Source organism: Chloroflexota bacterium, assembly GCA_020161265.1.
GTDB lineage: Bacteria > Chloroflexota > Chloroflexia > Chloroflexales > Herpetosiphonaceae > Herpetosiphon.
Map to the genome: position 1 here is coordinate 223,366 of JAIUOC010000006.1, position 16,822 is coordinate 240,187.

The window sequence follows — 16,822 nt, forward strand, 5'->3', positions numbered from 1 at the left end:
TATGAACTATTGGGCGATTTCGCGGCCAGTTTGGTTGGCCAATTCGGCAGCAGCTTCTTGCAGAGCTTGTTTGGGGTCCATGCCTTGGCTCAGCACTTTGGCTTGAGCTGAAGCCAAAACTGCTTGGCCTTTGGCATAATCTTTGGTGTAGGTTGCTGCTGGAATGTTCTTGATCTCATCAGCAAACAGTTTCCAAATTGGTTGGTTGTTGAAGAAGGCCACTGGCTTGCTATAGAGGTCAGCGCTGTAGGCTGGCTGATAGCTTGGCCAAATGCCGAATTTTTCCATCATAATGTTTTGGCCTTCGCTGGTGGCCAAGGCATGCTCAACGAACAACCAAGCTGCATCGAGATTTTTGGTTGCAGCCGGAATTGCCAAGGTTGAGCCACCTAGGTTGGCAGCGCGATTGCCGCCTTTTTCGAAGGCTGGCAACAACATCACATCCCATTTGCCTGAAAGATCTGGCGCTTGGTCGATGATTGTGCCGCTATACCAGACCCCAAATGGAACCGTGGCAACATCGCCATTTTTGGTCGCGGCAACTGTGCCATCCCAACCATTGATATTGGCAACTAAGCCTTTATCGTTGATTTCTTTGAGCAAGGTCAATGCTTGAACCGATTTGTCGTTGTTGAGGTTGATTTTGCCATCGCTATTGAAATAGCAGCATACGCCCAATTGGCTGGTCATCATACGGAAGCCAGCATCATCGGCCACAATATCGACTGGCAAGAGCTTGGTTTTGCCATTGGTCGCGGCCAAAATCTTTTCGCCAGCAGCGATCAAATCGGCCCATGTTTCGATCGATTTAGGATCTACGCCAGCTTGCTCGAAAATATCAACCCGATACCACAAACCAGTTGGGCCGGAATCCCAGGGAATCGAGCGAATTTTATCGCTAATTTTGGATTGTGCCCATTTGGAAGGATCAAAATCTTTTTCGTATTTGCTAGCGCGGCTGGTTAAGTCGGCCAAGCCGTCGGGGAAGGTTGACGTATACACATCCATGCGGTCGGATTCGATCGCGACCACATCGGGTAAGCCAGCGCCGCCAGCTTGCAAGCCTGAAGTCAGCTTATCGTAGACATCTGTGCGCCCAATATCTTGGACAGTAACTTTGACGTTGGGATATTTTTGGTTAAACGAGGGAACCGTTGCTTCGAGGCTCTTGGCGGCCACATTCCAAGCCCAAACTGTAATTTCGCCTTTAACTTCGGCGGGATTGGTGGAGCCAGTGTTGCTGGTCGTGGTTGTGGTGCTCTCGCTGCCACACGCAGCCAAAATCAGCGTCAATACCAACAGGCTAATTAACGAACGATGCATATTTCGGCGAACCATCATCGGGTCTCCTTGCGCTACATTGCACATACCACCATACTGCGAATTATTAGGTACGTTCTGGCTTGTGGGAATTTAATCGGGGATGACCTCCTTTGCTTAGCTCTAGGTACGCATCAACAGAGATCATGGATTAAATCATTATAGCTATCATAGCATATTCTGGCTATTTCGTGGGAGCGTTTCCATTGCTGTTAATTATTGATTTCTACGCTTGCTTGCAGCCGTGAACGTTGTATGCTTGGGGCAAGCCGTTGCTGACTGCCAGCAAAACAATAATCTCAAAACGGGCAACCTATTCTTGGTGGCTGAGCAAGGATCTGCATGTAACCGCAATGCTTAGCTTAGGGTGATGCATGAGGAATAGCTAAAGAAGCATAAAGATGTCTACCGATAACAAATATTAATCAAGAGGAATTACTGTGACCTTCGTCAATCTAATTAGAAATGGTTTACACAACTACTCGTCGATTGAGTTGGTACGCTATGCCTTGCATGATCCCGCCAATTTCAAGCAGGTTGATGCAGTGCTTGCTCAGCGGATGCCCGACCCTGCGCTGCCGAATTGCTGATTGCTGCATTTGAGGCAGGCACAGCTCCCGTGTGGTTGGTGGCGTATTTGCTTGGGCGAATTGGCACAGCTTGTGGTTATGCTACAGCTCGCACGATTGTGTTGGCTGCACCTGGTAAACTTGCTGAAAGCTACGCCGCTGTGGCAATGGTACGTATTCGCGGAGCACAAGCCTTTGGCGAGTTGGCAGAATTGCTTAAAACCGCCCCGCAATGCGCTAGCCGCGAGGCCGCAGCGAGTGGGCTGGCTGAGTTTGGCTCAGCTGAAGCGGCTGAACTAATTTTGACGGCTAGCCAAGCCCAAACAATTCGGGCAAGTATTGCGCGACGCTTGCTCACCCCAACCCCTCGGCAATTGTAGGCGAGGGGTTGAGTGAAAAGCATGATTTAGGGAGTAGCAACTTTTTGCTTGAGGCTCGTTTGTAGTTCGCTGCTCAAATTGGTGAAAAAGGTGTATTTGGTTTTTTCTTCGATGGTCGCAACCGAAACGATATAATCGCGCCAATCTTTATCGCGAATCCCATCGCGATTGGGCATGCGCAAGGCAATCACTTCGGTATTGCGATTGATATCGCTGATCTGATCGTTAGCATCAAGCACCAGCGCAATCTTCCAAACATACTTGGGCACGCGAATTTTGGGATCGCCGATGCTGCCGTCGGAGCCTTCGGGGCCAGCAATCAAATAAAGTTGCTTGCCATCACGCACCAAATCGCGGCAATAATCCTCGAATTCTTTCCATGGGCCTTGGTTGTTGTCGGGAGCTTGGGGCACGATGTTGGTCATATAAAACACCGAGCGATTGATACTTTCCGAGGCGGTGCGATCGGCTGATGGCAACATATGGCCGCGATCATAGCCGCTGTTGGTGTAATCGGTCGGCTTAACCCGATACCAGCCTTCAGGCAAATCGGGGTCGGTGGTGAATTGGCTGCGGTCGGTGCTACCCAAATCGCTAATATCCAAATGCCAACTGACCCAATTGAGAATATTCAGTTTGCGATTGTAGGCTAGGCTATATTCTGGGCGCTGGATCAAGTAATTATCGCTGCTGCTGGTTTCGGGCAAGGCTCCGCTAGGATTGCCCAACGCCATGTGATTAACATCGGCTTGCGGTTGATTTGAATTATTGGAGCTACTGGGCTTTGGCGTGGCCAGAAATTGCTGGGCATCGCAGCCACTCAGCAATACAATCAGCGTGATGATCCCAATCCAAAAACGGCGCATAAACATCCTCACAGCAAATGTAGTGGTTTCTGCTAGGCAGTGTAGCACAGTTGGGCGCTTTCAAGGCTAGCGAATCTGGATAATCGCAAAATCTAAGGCGCTTTCAAGGCTAGCTAGGGGCTTGGTATTGGCTAAATCATCAATCAATAGCTGAGTTAATTGTTGATATTTGGCTTGATACAGCGGTGGTCGCTGAATCGCGAGGCTTTGGCGTAAATGCTCGCTGCTAAGGTACAGGCAGGCCGCAGCTTGTGGTTGATGCTGGCTCAGATATTCAGCGCAGGCTTCAATTACCAACAAGGCTCGCCATTGTTCGTTCAAGGCTTGTTGTAAATGCAGCGATTCATGCAAGTAGTTGCGAGCTTGAGCCAGCTTGCCTTCATTCAACGCCAACAAACCTAAGCTATAGTTGGCTAGCTCAATACAACCACGATAGCCAATTTCATGGCTCAAATTGAGGCAATTATGCAGTAATTCGCTGGCTTGCTCCAAGCGTTGTTGTTGCAATGCCAATTCGCCCAGATAATTGAGCGTTTGACAAACCATAGCGCTGCGGTTTGCTCCGGTGGCCGTGCTAACCTGTAAACATTCTTCCAAATAGTGTTGAGCCTTGGCAAAATCGGCTTGATACAAGGCTACTTGGCCAAGATGGCCGAGGGCAAACATCGCGCCCCAGCTTGAATCGAGCACCTGAAAGAGATCGAGGCTTTTGTGAAATAGTCCATAAGCTTGCTCGAACTGACCCTGACTTAAGGCTAAACGCCCCAAATGTTCTAACGACCAGGCCTGCAATTCCTGTTGCTCAAGGTTTTGGAAAATTGTGAAACTTTGCTGGAGTTGGCTTTGCGCTTGTTGCCAATTGCCATGCATCTGAGCCAATTCGCCCAATCCATGTAGCGACAACCCCAAACTATGGTGGTCGGCCATGCCCTCGGCCATCTCAACACTTGCCTGAAACGAATGGTGCATCAGGGTATATTCGCCCAGATCATGGGCCAACCAACCAACTAAGCGCAACAATTGGGCACGTAATGGCGATTGTAAGCTGGCGGTTTGGGCAATCACGGCCTCAGCAATTTGGCGACCCTCTTGTTGATGCCCATAATAAGTCCAAAAATCCCAGAGCAGCACCACCAAGCGCACACTCAGATCGGCTTCGTGATGGTCGAGCGCCCATTGAATTGCCGCTTTGAAGTTGCGATATTCCTGTTGCAACATTTCGGTGCGCCGTTGAAAAAGCTGCGGTGCTTGCCAAGCCATAATATGTTCGGCCAACCGCAAATAATACAAGGCATAGCCGCGTTGCAACAGCAGCGTTTCGCCGCGATTGTTGAGTTGTTGCAGGGCGTATTCGCGCGTAACTTCGAGCATCTGAAAGCGCGGTTCGCCATGGCTTGCGATTGTTTGTTGCAATAAACTTTGATCAACCAAGGCCATCAAGCCTGCCTGAACTTGGTCGACTGCTTGGGGCAGGCTTTCCAAACGTAGACCACTAGTTTGCTCTGGTTGTGGCTCAAGGCTCGCGCAAATCACCGCCGCAGCTTCGATTGTGCTGCCACCAGCAAATACCGCCAAACGACTAAACAGGCTTTGCAAATCTGGTTCGAGCAGGCCAAAGCTCCAATCGAGCGTGCCGCGCAAGGTTTGTTGGCGGGCTGTGCGCTGTTGGGGGCGTTGCAAAATATTTAAGCGTTGCTGCTGATTAATCCGATTGAGCAAGGCTTGGGGGGCGAAAAATTTGCTTTGCAAGGCGGCTAATTCGATTGCTAAAGGTAAGCCTTCGAGCGCGATGCTTAGTTCGCTGATGGCTTGGGCATTGGTTTGATCAAGCTGAAACTGCGGATTGACCGCTTGTACTCGTTGCAAATAGAGTTGCACCGCTGGAATTTCGGCCAACTCGCTGGGGGGTAGATAATCGGCGGGATGTGGAGTTGCCAAGGGCTGAACCTGATATTCGTATTCACCATAAAGCTGCATTGCGCGGCGGCTGGTTACTAACATTTTGAGGCTAGCCGCGCTACTTAATACGTTTTCGAGCAATTCAGTCAGCGGAAATAGATGCTCAGCATTATCAAAAATCAATAATGTGGATTGCTGGTCGAGCTGCTGAATTAATCCACTGAGGGTTGGGCTAGTTGGCTGAATTAAGCTAATTAATGCTGGCTCAATTGCCGTCATGGTTGTGATATTGGCCAAATCGAGATACCAGCAAGCAGTAAATTGGGTTTGTTGAGCTAAGGCCAAGGCTAAGCGCGATTTACCCACGCCTGCATGGCCAAGCAAGGTTAGTAGCCGCACTTGTGGTTGTAACAGCAAGGGTTTGAGCAAAGCTAGGGTTGGTTCGACCCCAACCAAACTGGTTAGTGGCTGTGGCAAGGTTGGTTTGGAATGTGTTGCAAGGGTCAGCGGCTGATCGATTTGCCAAGTATTTAGGGCATAGGCCACGGCGGGTAGCAATTCGTTGAGGCGATGAAAATAGGTGGTACGGCTGATGCTCAAATGATCAGCATAAAAATCGGCGGTAGCTTCGGGGCTTGCTAAAATAACGGCTAAAATTCGTTGTTGGCTGGCAACAAAAGCATATTCATGCAGATATTTGTAAATATTTGCTAAACCACCGCGCTGATTGAGCCAGGTTTGCCATGGATCGGCCTGCAACAAGCGTAGCGGATAGCGCGGAAACCGCAACAAAGCCTTGATATGCTCTTCATCCCATGGTTGGTTGAGGCTTGGTTGGGTGAGCGCTATCATCATTGAAGCTCCTTTGGGGTTGGCCGCTGGCTTGATCTTACCATATCTGAGCAACTTTGTGCATTCAATAGAAGAAGTAACAAAAACACACGCTCCAAATGGAGCGTGTGCTTGGAAACGAGATTTAGCTAGCGCTTATTGCACGCCACAAGCCGTCCAGGCTTGAGCGGTTGCGTTGTATTCAGCGCTGCTTGCGCCATAGAGGTCGCGGGCGGCGTTGAGGGTTGCAGTGCGCACGGCCTTGAAGTTTGAGCTTGGGGTCAAGTAGACCGTCAAGGCGCGATAGAAGATCGCAGCGGCTTTTGGTCGGCCAATGCCAGTTACTGCTTGACCAGAGGTGCGGTTGGTGCCACCTTGAGCCAACAGATAGAAGACTTGGTTTTGAATCCCGCTGTTGATGTGCACGCCGCCATTATCGCCAGTGCCAGTGTAGCGCTTGCTGTAGTGGTCGGGGTCGCCTTCAGCAGCTGGGTTCGACATATTGCGCAAAGCATCGCCAGCGGTGGCTGGGGTGTAGATATCTTCGCCAATCAGATAATCGCCTGAGCCACTGCTATATTCGACCATCGTGCCGAAAATATCCGAGAATGATTCGTTAGCAGCACCCGATTCGTTGCTATAGATCAAGCCAGCGGTTTTTTCGGTCAGACCGTGGGTAATTTCGTGGCCTGCAACATCGAGCGAAACCAATGGGCGGAAGGTTGTGCCATCGCCATCACCATAGGTCATGCTTGAGCCGTTCCAGAAGGCGTTGTTATAGCGATTGCCATAATGCACGCGGCTCAACACGCGGAAGCCATTGCCATCGATGCCACGGCGGCCAAAGCTGCTCAAGTAGTAGTCCCAAGTCAATTGAGCGCCATAGTGGGCATCAACGCCAGCGCTTTGAACATTAGCAGTCGTGTTGGTGCCCCAAACATTATCAGCATCGGTGAAGGTGCTACCGCCAGTGGTGCGGTTGTTCATGTTAGTGGTGTACATCCCGCCGCGTGAGTTATCGCGCAGATAGTAAACCCCACTCACCAAATCGGTAGTAATTGAGACATTGCCGCTGTACAAGCTCTTGCCAGTTCCAGTTGCGTTGACTCCATCCATGTCGTTGTAGTACAGCTCGGTTTCGCCAGTCTTGGCGTTGATGAAGAACTCGTGGTGAGCAGTTGCTTCGGTGCCATCTTCAATGTGCAAGCTAACATGGAAGACGATCACTGAATCTTGGCCTTCGCGTGGCAAGATTTTGAGTTCGCTGCTGACTTCTGCGCCACCAGCTTTTTTGGCGTTGAAATCATATTTGACTTGGCTTTGGGCAATTTTGATTGCTTCAGCTGAGCTTAAGCTAGCGCTGGTATCAATCCCATCAACCGCGAAGAGTTCACCACTTTCTTGGGTCACATTGCCTTTATTGTCGAGGTGCGCAATTACTTGGCCGCCAAAGACTGGCAAGCCAGCGTAGGTTTGGTCAAGGCGCACGTTGATGCCCAGATCGTCTTGATCAACGCCACGCACTTGCAAATTGGCGCTATTTGCACCTTTGCCAGCGAAGTGATCCAAGCTGGTATCAACCGCTGCGGTGACCCAATCTGGGCGCACGCCTTTGGCTTCGGCTTCGCGATAAGTGCGGATCAACTGCCCGCGAACTTTGTCGTAATCTTGAGCACCAGTGCTAACAGCAGAACCAAAGACAGCCCCAACTAAACCGAGCAATGCAGCAACAGTGATTAAACGTTTGCGAACCATAAAGAATTATAACCTCCGCAATTTGTAGGGATTTCGAGAACAACTAGCTCATCAGTAAGCCACCACATAAACCAGCAGCTTATTCAGAAAACTGACGAAAATAGTCATACAGCTGGCGCATCAACAACGAGCGTTGTTAATAGCCAATTACGAAATTGCAGTGCCGTGGCAGGTCTGGCGCTGGCTTCTCTGATGAGGTCGGGCGACATCATACTAGAAGTCATCGGTTGGCCAAAGCTGGAGCATTATCATGCTCATGGCGCTTATGGAAGGGTCTGAATCTTGGTTTGCTTGAATAGTACTATCGGCGCAGTAAAACGATACCACGGCCTATTTCAATATGCAAGATTGTTGATACGTTGTTTCAACTAATTTTTAACTATTTTTAGGCCATTACAAAGGGATAAAAATTATTTTACTATTTTTCACCACTATCCAGTGGCAATAGTGACATGGGGGATTTTTAGGGGATTGCGGCTCTAAAAAACCAGCATTATTGAGGAGTTTGCATATGCGACTTTGTGGTTTTACTGCTGGATGGTTACTTGGGCTGTGGTTAAATGATAGGCTGCAAATAGCATGGTATCTATATTTTATCGCATCAATAGCAATTATTTTAATCATTATCTATATCCGAAAATCATGGCAGGTTATGCTGATAGCAATATATGCTGGTACTATGCTAGGGGTAGTACGAATGGCGGTCAGTCAAAATTCCTCAAATCTTGACGATATTCGTCAACAGATTGGCATGACGACCCGTTTAGAAGGGGTGATTGTCGGTGAGCCACAATGGACTCCTCAGCAACAACGGGTGGTGTTAGCCGTCCACGCTTATCAGCATGAACAGCAACGTGTTGCCACAACTGGCCAAATTATGTTGACCTTGCCCGCCGAGCCACCGCGCAGCAATGGCGAACGCTTGTTAGTCAGCGGCACAATCATCACGCCAACCGCTAGCCCAAATTTCGATTATGCCGAATATCTGCGTCGCCGCTCAATCTATGCCATGCTTGAGCCTGCAACCGTTGAACAAGCCTTGCCTGCGAAAACTTCAGCCTATCAACGCTTACTCACGCTCAAACAGCGCTCCCAAACAATCATCAATCAAACGCTGCCCCAACCTCAAGCAGCAGTTTTGGTCGGAATGTTGCTGGGAGTCAAAAGCAGCGTGCCTCAAGCTGTGTGGGATACCTTCAATCGCACTGGGCTTTCGCATATCTTAATCATCTCAGGCTGGAATATTACAATTGTGGTGGCGGCGTTATTGGGTTTGGGCAAGGCCTTAAAGCTCAGTCAACGCCACGCCACCATGGTGGCAATTGGCGCAATTGTGGTGTATGTGGCCTTTGTGGGAGCCAGCGGGGCTGTGATTCGCGCTGCCTTGATGGGCGCAATTGTGGCCTTGGCCCAGCCGCTTGGCCGTAAATCCGATGCTTGGGCAGCGCTTGCGGCGGCAACTTGGCTCATGACCCTAATCGATCCGCATACCTTATGGGATTTAGGCTTTCAACTATCAGCGTTGGCCACGGCTAGCCTATTTGCCTGGGGCAAGCCAATTGAAGCCAAATTGCGTCGGTGGCTGCGTTGGCGCTGGCTCGAATGGATGATCGAGCCATTGACCGCAACCTTAGCCGCCCAAATTTGGACACTGCCGATCATTCTGTATCATTTTGGCAATCTCTCGTTGATTGCACCTGTGGCTAATGTATTGATTGTGCCAGTTGTACCGTTGATCATGGCCAGCGGCGCGGTATTGGCCTGTTTAGGCTTATTTGGTCGTTGGTTAGCCTTTTTGGCCTTGCCAATCACATGGGCGGCACTAACTTGGGTTGTAGAGGTGGCTGCATGGCTGGCCGATTTGGCTTGGGCAGCGGTCGAAATTCCTAGGTTTGGCATAAGCTGGCTGTTGCTGGCGTATGGCTTGAGTGTTGGGGCGAAGGCGTGGATGGAGCGAGAGAACATAGAGCAAAGAACATAGAGCATAGAGGGATGAGGGGCTAAGGATGAAGATTGAGTAGTTGGGTTTTTAACCACGAAGCAGGAATTTAACGCAGCGGCGCTGAGGGAAGTAAGAAGGATGAGGGATGAAGGATGAACAGCTCATTCGTGTAATTCGTGCAATTTGTGGCGAAACAACTCTTCGCGTGCTTCGTGAATCAAAAAACTTAAATCTCCAGGTACAATATTATGTTCTATGCTCTATGTTCTATGTTCTGGCTTTCATCCCTCCTCCTTCATATTTCATCCTTAAATAAAAGCCCCAGCCCTGAGCAAACGCCAGAACTGGGGCGGTAGGCCAAAGCGAGAATTAGTACAAATCAGCCAAGACTGATTCGAGGGCTTCTTTGCTTGGGCGCAGTTGTTCGGCTGAGAGTTGGCTCAAGGGCTTTTCGTCCATGTGCAACAAATCGTGGATGGTACGATTGTTGTTTTGATTGACATAAATCAAGCCAGTGATGAACTCTTGGTTTTCGCGAGCAGCATCCAAGCGCGACAAGGCAGCAACGCGGTTGGTTGGATCGTACTCGTTCTCAAGTTTCTTGAGTACAATCGTTGAGCCGTCGTGCATCTTGACTGGAATTGCTTCGCCTTCTTCGTAGTCAACCGTGATTTCTTCTTGGGCGCGGATGAAGGTCATGTCGTGCAGACGTTCTTCGTGTTCCTTGCCGTAAGCGTAGCTCTTGGTTGAATCTTCGTGGTTGTTGAAGGTCACACAAGGGCTGATGATATCGAGAATCGCCAAACCACGGTGGCTCAAAGCAGCCTTGAGCAAGGCTTCAACTTGGCGTGGGTCTCCAGCAAATGAACGAGCAACAAAGGTTGCGCCACCGATGATCGCTTCTGAACAGAGATCAATTGGGGGGAGTTCGTTCAAGCCAGCGTATTTCAGCTTTTGGCCGATATCGGCGGTTGCTGAGAATTGGCCTTTGGTCAAACCATACACGCCGTTGTTTTCGACGATATAGACCATTGGTACGTTACGGCGTACCAAATGCTTGAATTGACCCATCCCGATTGAGCCAGTATCGCCGTCACCGCTTACTGCTAAACCGATCAAGTTGCGGTTGGTGACGATTGCACCAGTGGCAACTGAGGGCATGCGTCCGTGAACGCTATTGAAACCGTGGGAGCGGCCCAAGAAATAAGCCGGAGTTTTCGATGAACAGCCGATGCCGCTAAATTTGGCAACTTGATAAGGCTGGACACCTAATTCGAAACAAACCGAAACAATCCGTGATGAGATTGAGTCGTGGCCACACCCGGGACACAGCGTCGAAGGTGCGCCTTTGTATTCACCTTGTTCAAACCCAAGCAGGTTAATTTTTGGCTTGGGAGTCGCTTTGGTCGTTGCCATGGCCTATGCTTCCCCTTTTTGTACTGATTCAGTCACCCAGCGGGCGGTTAATGGCAAGCCATCGCAGCTTGCAACAGCAATAATCCGGCCAGCTAATTCTGGGTATTCCATCCGCAATAGTTGTGCCATTTGGCCGTTGTAGTTGTTGTCAACCACATAAATGCGTTCGTACTTAGCCACAAATTCGCCAACTTCTTTGGTGAATGGCAATGCCCGCACCCGTTGGTAGGCGGCGTTGATGTTGGCTTCGCGCAAACGATCCAAGGCTTCGATGATTGCTGGATCATTCGAGCCATATGAGAGAATCCCGATCGTGGCGTTTTCTTCGTTGACCGTGACTGGCGCTGGAACAATTGTTCGCGCAGTTTCAAACTTGCGGGCCAAGCGATCCATGTTAGCGACCCACTCGTCTGAGCGTTCGGTATACTTGGCATCTTGATTGTGGCCTGAACCACGGGTGAAGAAGGCGGCTTTGGGGTGGTTGGTGCCAGGCAGCGTGCGGAAAGGAATTCCATCGCCATCAACATCGCGATAGCGGCCCCAATCGCCCACAGCGGTCAAAGCATCGGCATCAAGCACCTTACCGCGATCCATTGGCTCGGTTGGATACTCGAATGGCTCCGACATCCATTGGTTCATGCCCAAGTCGAGGTCGCTGAGCACAAAGACAATCGTTTGCAAGCGTTCAGCCAAATCGAATGAGCGCCAGCCAAACTCAAAACATTCCTTGATGCTTGAAGGCAACAAACAAACGTGTTGGGTATCGCCGTGGCTCAGGAAGTAGGCTGAGAGCAAATCGCCTTGGCCAGTGCGAGTAGGCATACCCGTACTTGGCCCCATGCGCATCACATCCCAAACCACACATGGCACTTCGGTGAAATAGGCCAAGCCGGTAAACTCAGCCATCAACGAAATCCCAGGGCCGGAAGTAGCGGTCATTGAGCGAGCGCCAGCCCAACCAGCCCCAATAATCATCCCAATCGCAGCCAATTCGTCTTCGGCCTGGACTACGGCATACGTTGGCTTGTTGGTTTCTTTATTGATGCGCAATTCTGGCAAGTAGTCGTTGAGGGCATCGACCAAGCTGGTTGAAGGCGTAATTGGATACCAAGCGACGAATGAAACGCCACCGAATACCGAGCCAAGTGCACCAGATGTATTACCATCGAGCATAATCATGCCCTTGGTTTTATCCATGCGCTCAACGCGGAATGGCGATGGAGTGGAGATATTCGCAGCAGCCCAAGCTACCGCAGCATTCACCACATTCATGTTTGAGGCAATGGCTTTTTGCTTGCCTTTGAAGTGTTTATTCAAGGCGCTTTCGATTTCGGCAACTTCAATGCCGACCAAGTGCGCCAAAACTCCAACATAAACCATGTTGGCAATATAATCACGCAAGCTCGCATCGACCCCTGAATTCTTCACCAATTCCTTGACAGGCATGGGGAAGTAGGTCACGTCGCTACGTGAAAGCTCTTGGCGTGAATCATCAGGATACAGACAAATCCCACCTGGCTCAAGCGATTGAAGGTCATCGCCAAAGCTAGCTGGATTCATTGCCACCAAGACATCGCGTTTGTGGCGACGAGCTTGATAGCCATCCTTGCTCAAGCGAATTGAATACCATGTGGGTAAACCCTTGATGTTTGAAGGAAACAGGTTCTTGCCTGTGACCGGAATACCCATGTTGAAACATGCACGGAGGATGGTATTATTGGCGGTTTGGCTCCCAGAACCATTGGGAGTAGCCACAATAATCGCGAAGTCGTTAATATTCACGTCCTCACGGGCGATTTCAGCGGGCTGTTGCTCCGTCTGATAATCTACGACTGCCATGAACGTATTCTCCTTAATTGGCTTCTTTGCCAGGTTATAGCCTCTAAAGATACTGCGAACACAATGGTTCGTCAACCAACAAAACGCTGGTTTTTGCGGTTATCTAAACCATAATTGTACGCCGTGATTGCTTTAGCTGCGATGTATTATATCTATTATATCCATAGACAGAATCTATGAGAACAGCAGTTTTTACCAGTTTTAGGGGCGATTTGCTATTCTAGTGCTAAAAGAAGAACCAGCCGCTCTGTGCCATGAGCGGCTGGCGTGCCAACTGGAGAGGGGAGAGAGGAGCACCGAGATGCGCAGTTGCCGCTACGCCCTCGTATCAATGCTGACGCTTTGCCGATGAATGCATGTCCAGTGCTTCAGAACTGCGTCATAATAAAAACTGTTTTATCGGATAAATCAGTTTTTATTGATGGGCGTAGTGTACCCAAGGTTGGATAGTTTGTCAAGTAGCAATGTTTGGAAGGATGAAGGATGAAGGATGAGGGATGAATGTTAGAACAAAGAACATAGAGCATAGAACATAAGGTTGTTATTGGGATCGAGAATTGTGAGGCTTGACCCACTAAGAACACGAAGTTACACGAAGGATTATTTTTTAGCCACGAATTGCACGAATGAGCTGTTCATCCTTCATCCCTCATCCTTCATCCTTCCCTTAGCGCCTCTGCGTTAAAAAATAACCCCATAATCGTTATGTTCTATGTTCTATGCTCTTTGTTCTATAACTTGGCATAAACCTCTTGAACCGTCAGTCTACACTGAATTGAGCGTAATTCCAGCACCGCTTGCGGATCGTCGATTTCACTCAAGAGCCATTGATTGGCTGCCTGACGACTATAGTGCTCAATATGGTAGGGATCTTGGGCAACTAACAGATATTCACGTAGCGAGGGAATTTGACGATAATGCTGAAATTTCCCCCACGATCATAGTGTTCAGTTGATGGCGAAAGCACTTCAATAATCAGCGTGGGGTTGAGCAAGGTATCTTGATGGCTATCGTCAAACTAGGTTTCGCCACACACAACCGAGACATCAGGATAGGTATACAAGCCTGTAGCCGAGATTTTGATCCGAAGATCGCTGGGGAAGACTGTACAAGAACGTTGCTTTAACTGGCTATGTAATTCGGCAATCAAATTGGCCACAATCAAATTATGGTTGCGACTCGCGCCAGCCAAGGCATAAACCTGCCCATTCAGAAATTCATGCTTGGCGGGGCTGGTTCGCTCACCAGCCAAATATTCCTCAATGGTCATTGGGCTAATTGATTCGGCACGCATACACTCGCCATCCACTAAATTCAATCGCCCTTGCATCATAGCACATGGCTTTGGGGTTGGTTGTTGGGAAGCGGAAGGCTTGATCCACGAAGAACACGAAGTTACGTTTAAACCGCGAAGGGCGCAAAGAGCACGAAGGAACTGATCGTAGCGATCCTTCGCGCTCTTCGCGGTTAAAAAACTTTTCACTAGATCTTCATCCCTCATCCTTCATCCTTCATCCCTACAATTAGTGGCCTTCTTCGCCCAATTTGCGCACAATATCGGTTTGCGAGAGCACGCCGATCGGCCAAACGCGGCCATCGTTGCGCTCCTCAACCACGACCAAGCGATGAATTCGGTTGCTGGTTAGCAGATTGGCGGCGCGGCTCAGATCAACGTGAGGCATACAGGTAATAACATCGCGGGTCATAAACTCGCCAACTGGGCTGTCCATCGAGCGCTCATAATCGAGGCCACGACTCCACGCACCAAGGGCATCGGTTTGCGAAAAAACGCCCGCTAAAGAACCAGGGCCATCAACCACCACCAAGGCTTGAATGCGGTTGCCTTGCAGGAGCGTGATCGCCTCGCGGAGGCTGGTTTCGGTTCGACAGGAGATTACTTCTGCGTTCATGGTATCGCCAACGGTTAACTGAGCAGTCATTGCCATGCTCCTTTGCATTTCTGAGGTTTGGCCGAGGTTCGATTGTTGGCTATTATACCATGACGCATTGCATTATCAAGTACTTTTTCAGCGAATTTTCGCTAGATCGTAAAATTCTCATCTGGGCTGATAATAAAAACAACTTGGACATTGACTTCAATCTGTTTGCGATGAATCATAGCAAGGCCCAGATCATCTTTGCTGATTCCACTGCCGCCACTCCGCATGAAACTAGCCGATTTACGAAACTCGCCATCTTGGGCATACGGATGGTGTTCACTGCCATATTGATCATCAACCCGATGCACGCCGATAATCCGCACGCCAAGGGTTTGCGCCATTGCTTTGGCCTTGGCTTTGGCTAATTCCAAGGCAGATTGTAGCCATCCATTCAAGATTGCTGGATCATCGGGAAAGCCCCACGTAACATGTTCAAGGCTGGCTTGTTTTTGGCTGGTAATAATGCCGAGCACATCGGGCAGTTGCTCTAAATCGGCGCAGCGAATCAAAAGGGTATAGGTGGCGCTCGAACTACGCAGCAACACGCCATTATTCACCTCAGCCACCACGCTTTGGAGTTGGATGGCCGTCTTGTCCAAGCCATAGCTGGTCAAGGCTTCGACCAACTGGCGCACTTCTTTGGCTTTTTCCAAGGCGGTATTGTTGCTAATGACCGATGAACCTTTGATCCGCACGGTTATTTCGGCTCGATTAGCATCAATCAGCTGGCGATAACTGCTGCTGACATTTAAGAGGTTTGATTCCATAAACGACTCCTTGATTGATCCACGAAGGACACGAAGGGTTGAAACCGCGAAGAACGCGAAGGCTATATTTAGCCACGAATTGCACGGATTCCACGAATTATTCTTTTGCTATTCCCAATATGTTCCGGCATTGACTCAGTGCTATGCTTAATCCTGACCCCTAGTCCCTGAATCCTGACCCCTAGCCCTTTTGCATTAATTATTTTGCCTTTTGATTTCTGCCTTTTGACTTGCTCCAATTTGCCTTTTGACTTCTGCCTTTTGACTTGCTCCAAGGTTTGTACACAATAAATCGAGCACACTGCTGCTTGGTGGGCGTTGATGATGCCAGGCGGCGACGATCCTGCGTTGTGGCTGGGCATCGAGCAACCGTCGATAGACCACATTGGGATGCGGCTCGGCTTGGGTTAATGATTGTGGCACAAACGCCATACCCAAACCTGCGGCTACACAACGTTGAATCGTGGTTAAATTGGTCACTCGCCCAACCACTTGCGGCTCCAAATGTTGTTCGTAGCAAAATGCATCAACTTGTTGGCTCAAACAATGGTCATCGTGTAACGCCAGCAACGGCATGTGATATAAATCATTTAATTGCAAGACCGAACGCTGAGCATATTGATGATCGTGTGGTAATGCTACCAACAACGCTTCATCAAATAAAGGCTCAATCTGGATCAACGGATGCTCGATCGGCCCGCTGGCAACCAGCAAATCGAGGCTATATTCGATTAGTTGAATTAATAATTGGCTCGTCGTATGTTCAACTATGCTTAATGTTGTTCGAGGAAAATGGTGTTGAAAGGCTTGGCTGACGTTCGGAAAAAAGCGCGGAGCCAACGTCGGAATAATTCCAATTGCCAAACGACAAGCGTGCTGCTCAACACTGTCGCTGACATGTTGTTTGATCGAACGCCATTGGCTTAGCAATTGCTGCGCTTGCGGCAAAAGTGCTTGGCCTGCGGTGGTCAAGCGAATCGTGCGGCCCAAACGTTCAAACAGCGCTTGACCGAGTTCATGCTCCAATTTAATAATTTGTTGGCTGAGCGAAGGCTGGCTAACGGCGCAACGTTGGGCAGCACGGCTAAAACCACCAGTTTCAGCGACCGCCACAAAATAGAGCAATTGATGAATTTCCATAGTTGTTGCCTATAGATTGTATAGTTAATAAGATGTTGCAACTATGGATATAATAGCATACAGTATAGTTGTAGGCATGGTCTGCACACCAACGCCTGTAACGATTACCCTGCTCAGCTTGTGCCAACAGAACGCTGAGCGTCCTCCCGTTTTCTCAG

At 49.5% G+C, this 16,822-nt stretch carries 12 protein-coding genes and 1 pseudogene; 3 read left to right on the plus strand and 10 right to left on the minus strand.

All coding sequences use genetic code 11. The annotated features are described in order from the left end of the window. Nucleotides 1-6 precede the first annotated feature (6 nt). Nucleotides 7-1,341, minus strand: coding sequence for a sugar ABC transporter substrate-binding protein (locus LCH85_15180; GenBank protein MCA0353336.1), 1,335 nt, complete (start codon nt 1,339-1,341; stop codon nt 7-9). Between the two features lie 419 nt (nt 1,342-1,760). Between LCH85_15180 and LCH85_15185 the strand changes: the two genes are divergently transcribed. Further along, the gene (locus tag LCH85_15185) at nt 1,761-1,910 is read left to right on the plus strand and encodes a hypothetical protein (GenBank protein ID MCA0353337.1); all 150 of its coding nucleotides are present in this window, start codon (nt 1,761-1,763) and stop codon (nt 1,908-1,910) included. A gap of 29 nt (nt 1,911-1,939) precedes the next feature. Beyond that, nucleotides 1,940-2,269: a hypothetical protein gene (locus LCH85_15190; GenBank protein ID MCA0353338.1), complete on the plus strand. Its 330-nt coding sequence runs from the start codon at nt 1,940-1,942 to the stop codon at nt 2,267-2,269. A gap of 26 nt (nt 2,270-2,295) precedes the next feature. On the opposite strand, the gene LCH85_15195 is transcribed toward LCH85_15190, so the two are convergent. The 3 genes from LCH85_15195 to LCH85_15205 form a co-directional block, all read right to left on the minus strand. After that, nucleotides 2,296-3,135, minus strand: coding sequence for a DNA/RNA non-specific endonuclease (locus LCH85_15195; GenBank protein ID MCA0353339.1), 840 nt, complete (start codon nt 3,133-3,135; stop codon nt 2,296-2,298). 66 nt (nt 3,136-3,201) lie between these two features. Further along, nucleotides 3,202-5,889 (minus strand): tetratricopeptide repeat protein, encoded by a 2,688-nt coding sequence (locus LCH85_15200; GenBank protein MCA0353340.1) that lies wholly within the window; start codon nt 5,887-5,889, stop codon nt 3,202-3,204. 132 nt (nt 5,890-6,021) lie between these two features. Further along, on the minus strand, nt 6,022-7,620 hold the full coding sequence (locus tag LCH85_15205) for a M4 family metallopeptidase (protein ID MCA0353341.1): 1,599 nt from the start codon (nt 7,618-7,620) through the stop codon (nt 6,022-6,024). A gap of 511 nt (nt 7,621-8,131) precedes the next feature. On the opposite strand from LCH85_15205, the gene LCH85_15210 reads away from it, so the two are divergent. Beyond that, nucleotides 8,132-9,601, plus strand: coding sequence for a ComEC family competence protein (locus LCH85_15210; GenBank protein MCA0353342.1), 1,470 nt, complete (start codon nt 8,132-8,134; stop codon nt 9,599-9,601). Between the two features lie 330 nt (nt 9,602-9,931). Here LCH85_15210 and LCH85_15215 read toward each other — a convergent pair whose 3' ends face one another. From LCH85_15215 to LCH85_15240, 6 genes and pseudogenes are all read right to left on the minus strand, one after another. After that, nucleotides 9,932-10,978, minus strand: a complete 1,047-nt coding sequence (locus LCH85_15215; GenBank protein ID MCA0353343.1) for a 2-oxoacid:ferredoxin oxidoreductase subunit beta — start codon at nt 10,976-10,978, stop codon at nt 9,932-9,934. A 3-nt stretch (nt 10,979-10,981) separates the two neighbouring features. Continuing rightward, a complete protein-coding gene (locus LCH85_15220; protein ID MCA0353344.1) occupies nt 10,982-12,817 on the minus strand; it encodes a 2-oxoacid:acceptor oxidoreductase subunit alpha in 1,836 nt (611 codons plus the stop codon). Between the two features lie 731 nt (nt 12,818-13,548). Next, a pseudogene (locus LCH85_15225) lies at nt 13,549-14,111 on the minus strand (Uma2 family endonuclease). A 229-nt stretch (nt 14,112-14,340) separates the two neighbouring features. Continuing rightward, on the minus strand, nt 14,341-14,757 hold the full coding sequence (locus tag LCH85_15230; protein MCA0353345.1) for a CBS domain-containing protein: 417 nt from the start codon (nt 14,755-14,757) through the stop codon (nt 14,341-14,343). A 101-nt stretch (nt 14,758-14,858) separates the two neighbouring features. Continuing rightward, entirely contained in the window at nt 14,859-15,524 is a 666-nt protein-coding gene (locus tag LCH85_15235; GenBank protein MCA0353346.1) for an SIMPL domain-containing protein, read from the minus strand. A 195-nt stretch (nt 15,525-15,719) separates the two neighbouring features. After that, complete coding sequence (locus LCH85_15240; protein ID MCA0353347.1) at nt 15,720-16,664, minus strand: LysR family transcriptional regulator; 945 nt, start codon at nt 16,662-16,664, stop codon at nt 15,720-15,722. Nucleotides 16,665-16,822 lie beyond the last annotated feature (158 nt).

Excerpts from the sequence above, each read along its gene's own strand:
- LCH85_15180 (MCA0353336.1), bottom strand. The coding sequence starts at position 1,341 with ATGATGGTTCGCCGAAATATGCATCGTTCGTTAATTAGCCTGTTGGTA.
- LCH85_15195 (MCA0353339.1), bottom strand. The coding sequence starts at position 3,135 with ATGCGCCGTTTTTGGATTGGGATCATCACGCTGATTGTATTGCTGAGT.
- LCH85_15200 (MCA0353340.1), bottom strand. The coding sequence starts at position 5,889 with ATGATGATAGCGCTCACCCAACCAAGCCTCAACCAACCATGGGATGAA.
- LCH85_15205 (MCA0353341.1), bottom strand. The coding sequence starts at position 7,620 with ATGGTTCGCAAACGTTTAATCACTGTTGCTGCATTGCTCGGTTTAGTT.
- LCH85_15210 (MCA0353342.1), top strand. The coding sequence starts at position 8,132 with ATGCGACTTTGTGGTTTTACTGCTGGATGGTTACTTGGGCTGTGGTTA.
- LCH85_15215 (MCA0353343.1), bottom strand. The coding sequence starts at position 10,978 with ATGGCAACGACCAAAGCGACTCCCAAGCCAAAAATTAACCTGCTTGGG.
- LCH85_15220 (MCA0353344.1), bottom strand. The coding sequence starts at position 12,817 with ATGGCAGTCGTAGATTATCAGACGGAGCAACAGCCCGCTGAAATCGCC.
- LCH85_15230 (MCA0353345.1), bottom strand. The coding sequence starts at position 14,757 with ATGACTGCTCAGTTAACCGTTGGCGATACCATGAACGCAGAAGTAATC.
- LCH85_15235 (MCA0353346.1), bottom strand. The coding sequence starts at position 15,524 with ATGGAATCAAACCTCTTAAATGTCAGCAGCAGTTATCGCCAGCTGATT.
- LCH85_15240 (MCA0353347.1), bottom strand. The coding sequence starts at position 16,664 with ATGGAAATTCATCAATTGCTCTATTTTGTGGCGGTCGCTGAAACTGGT.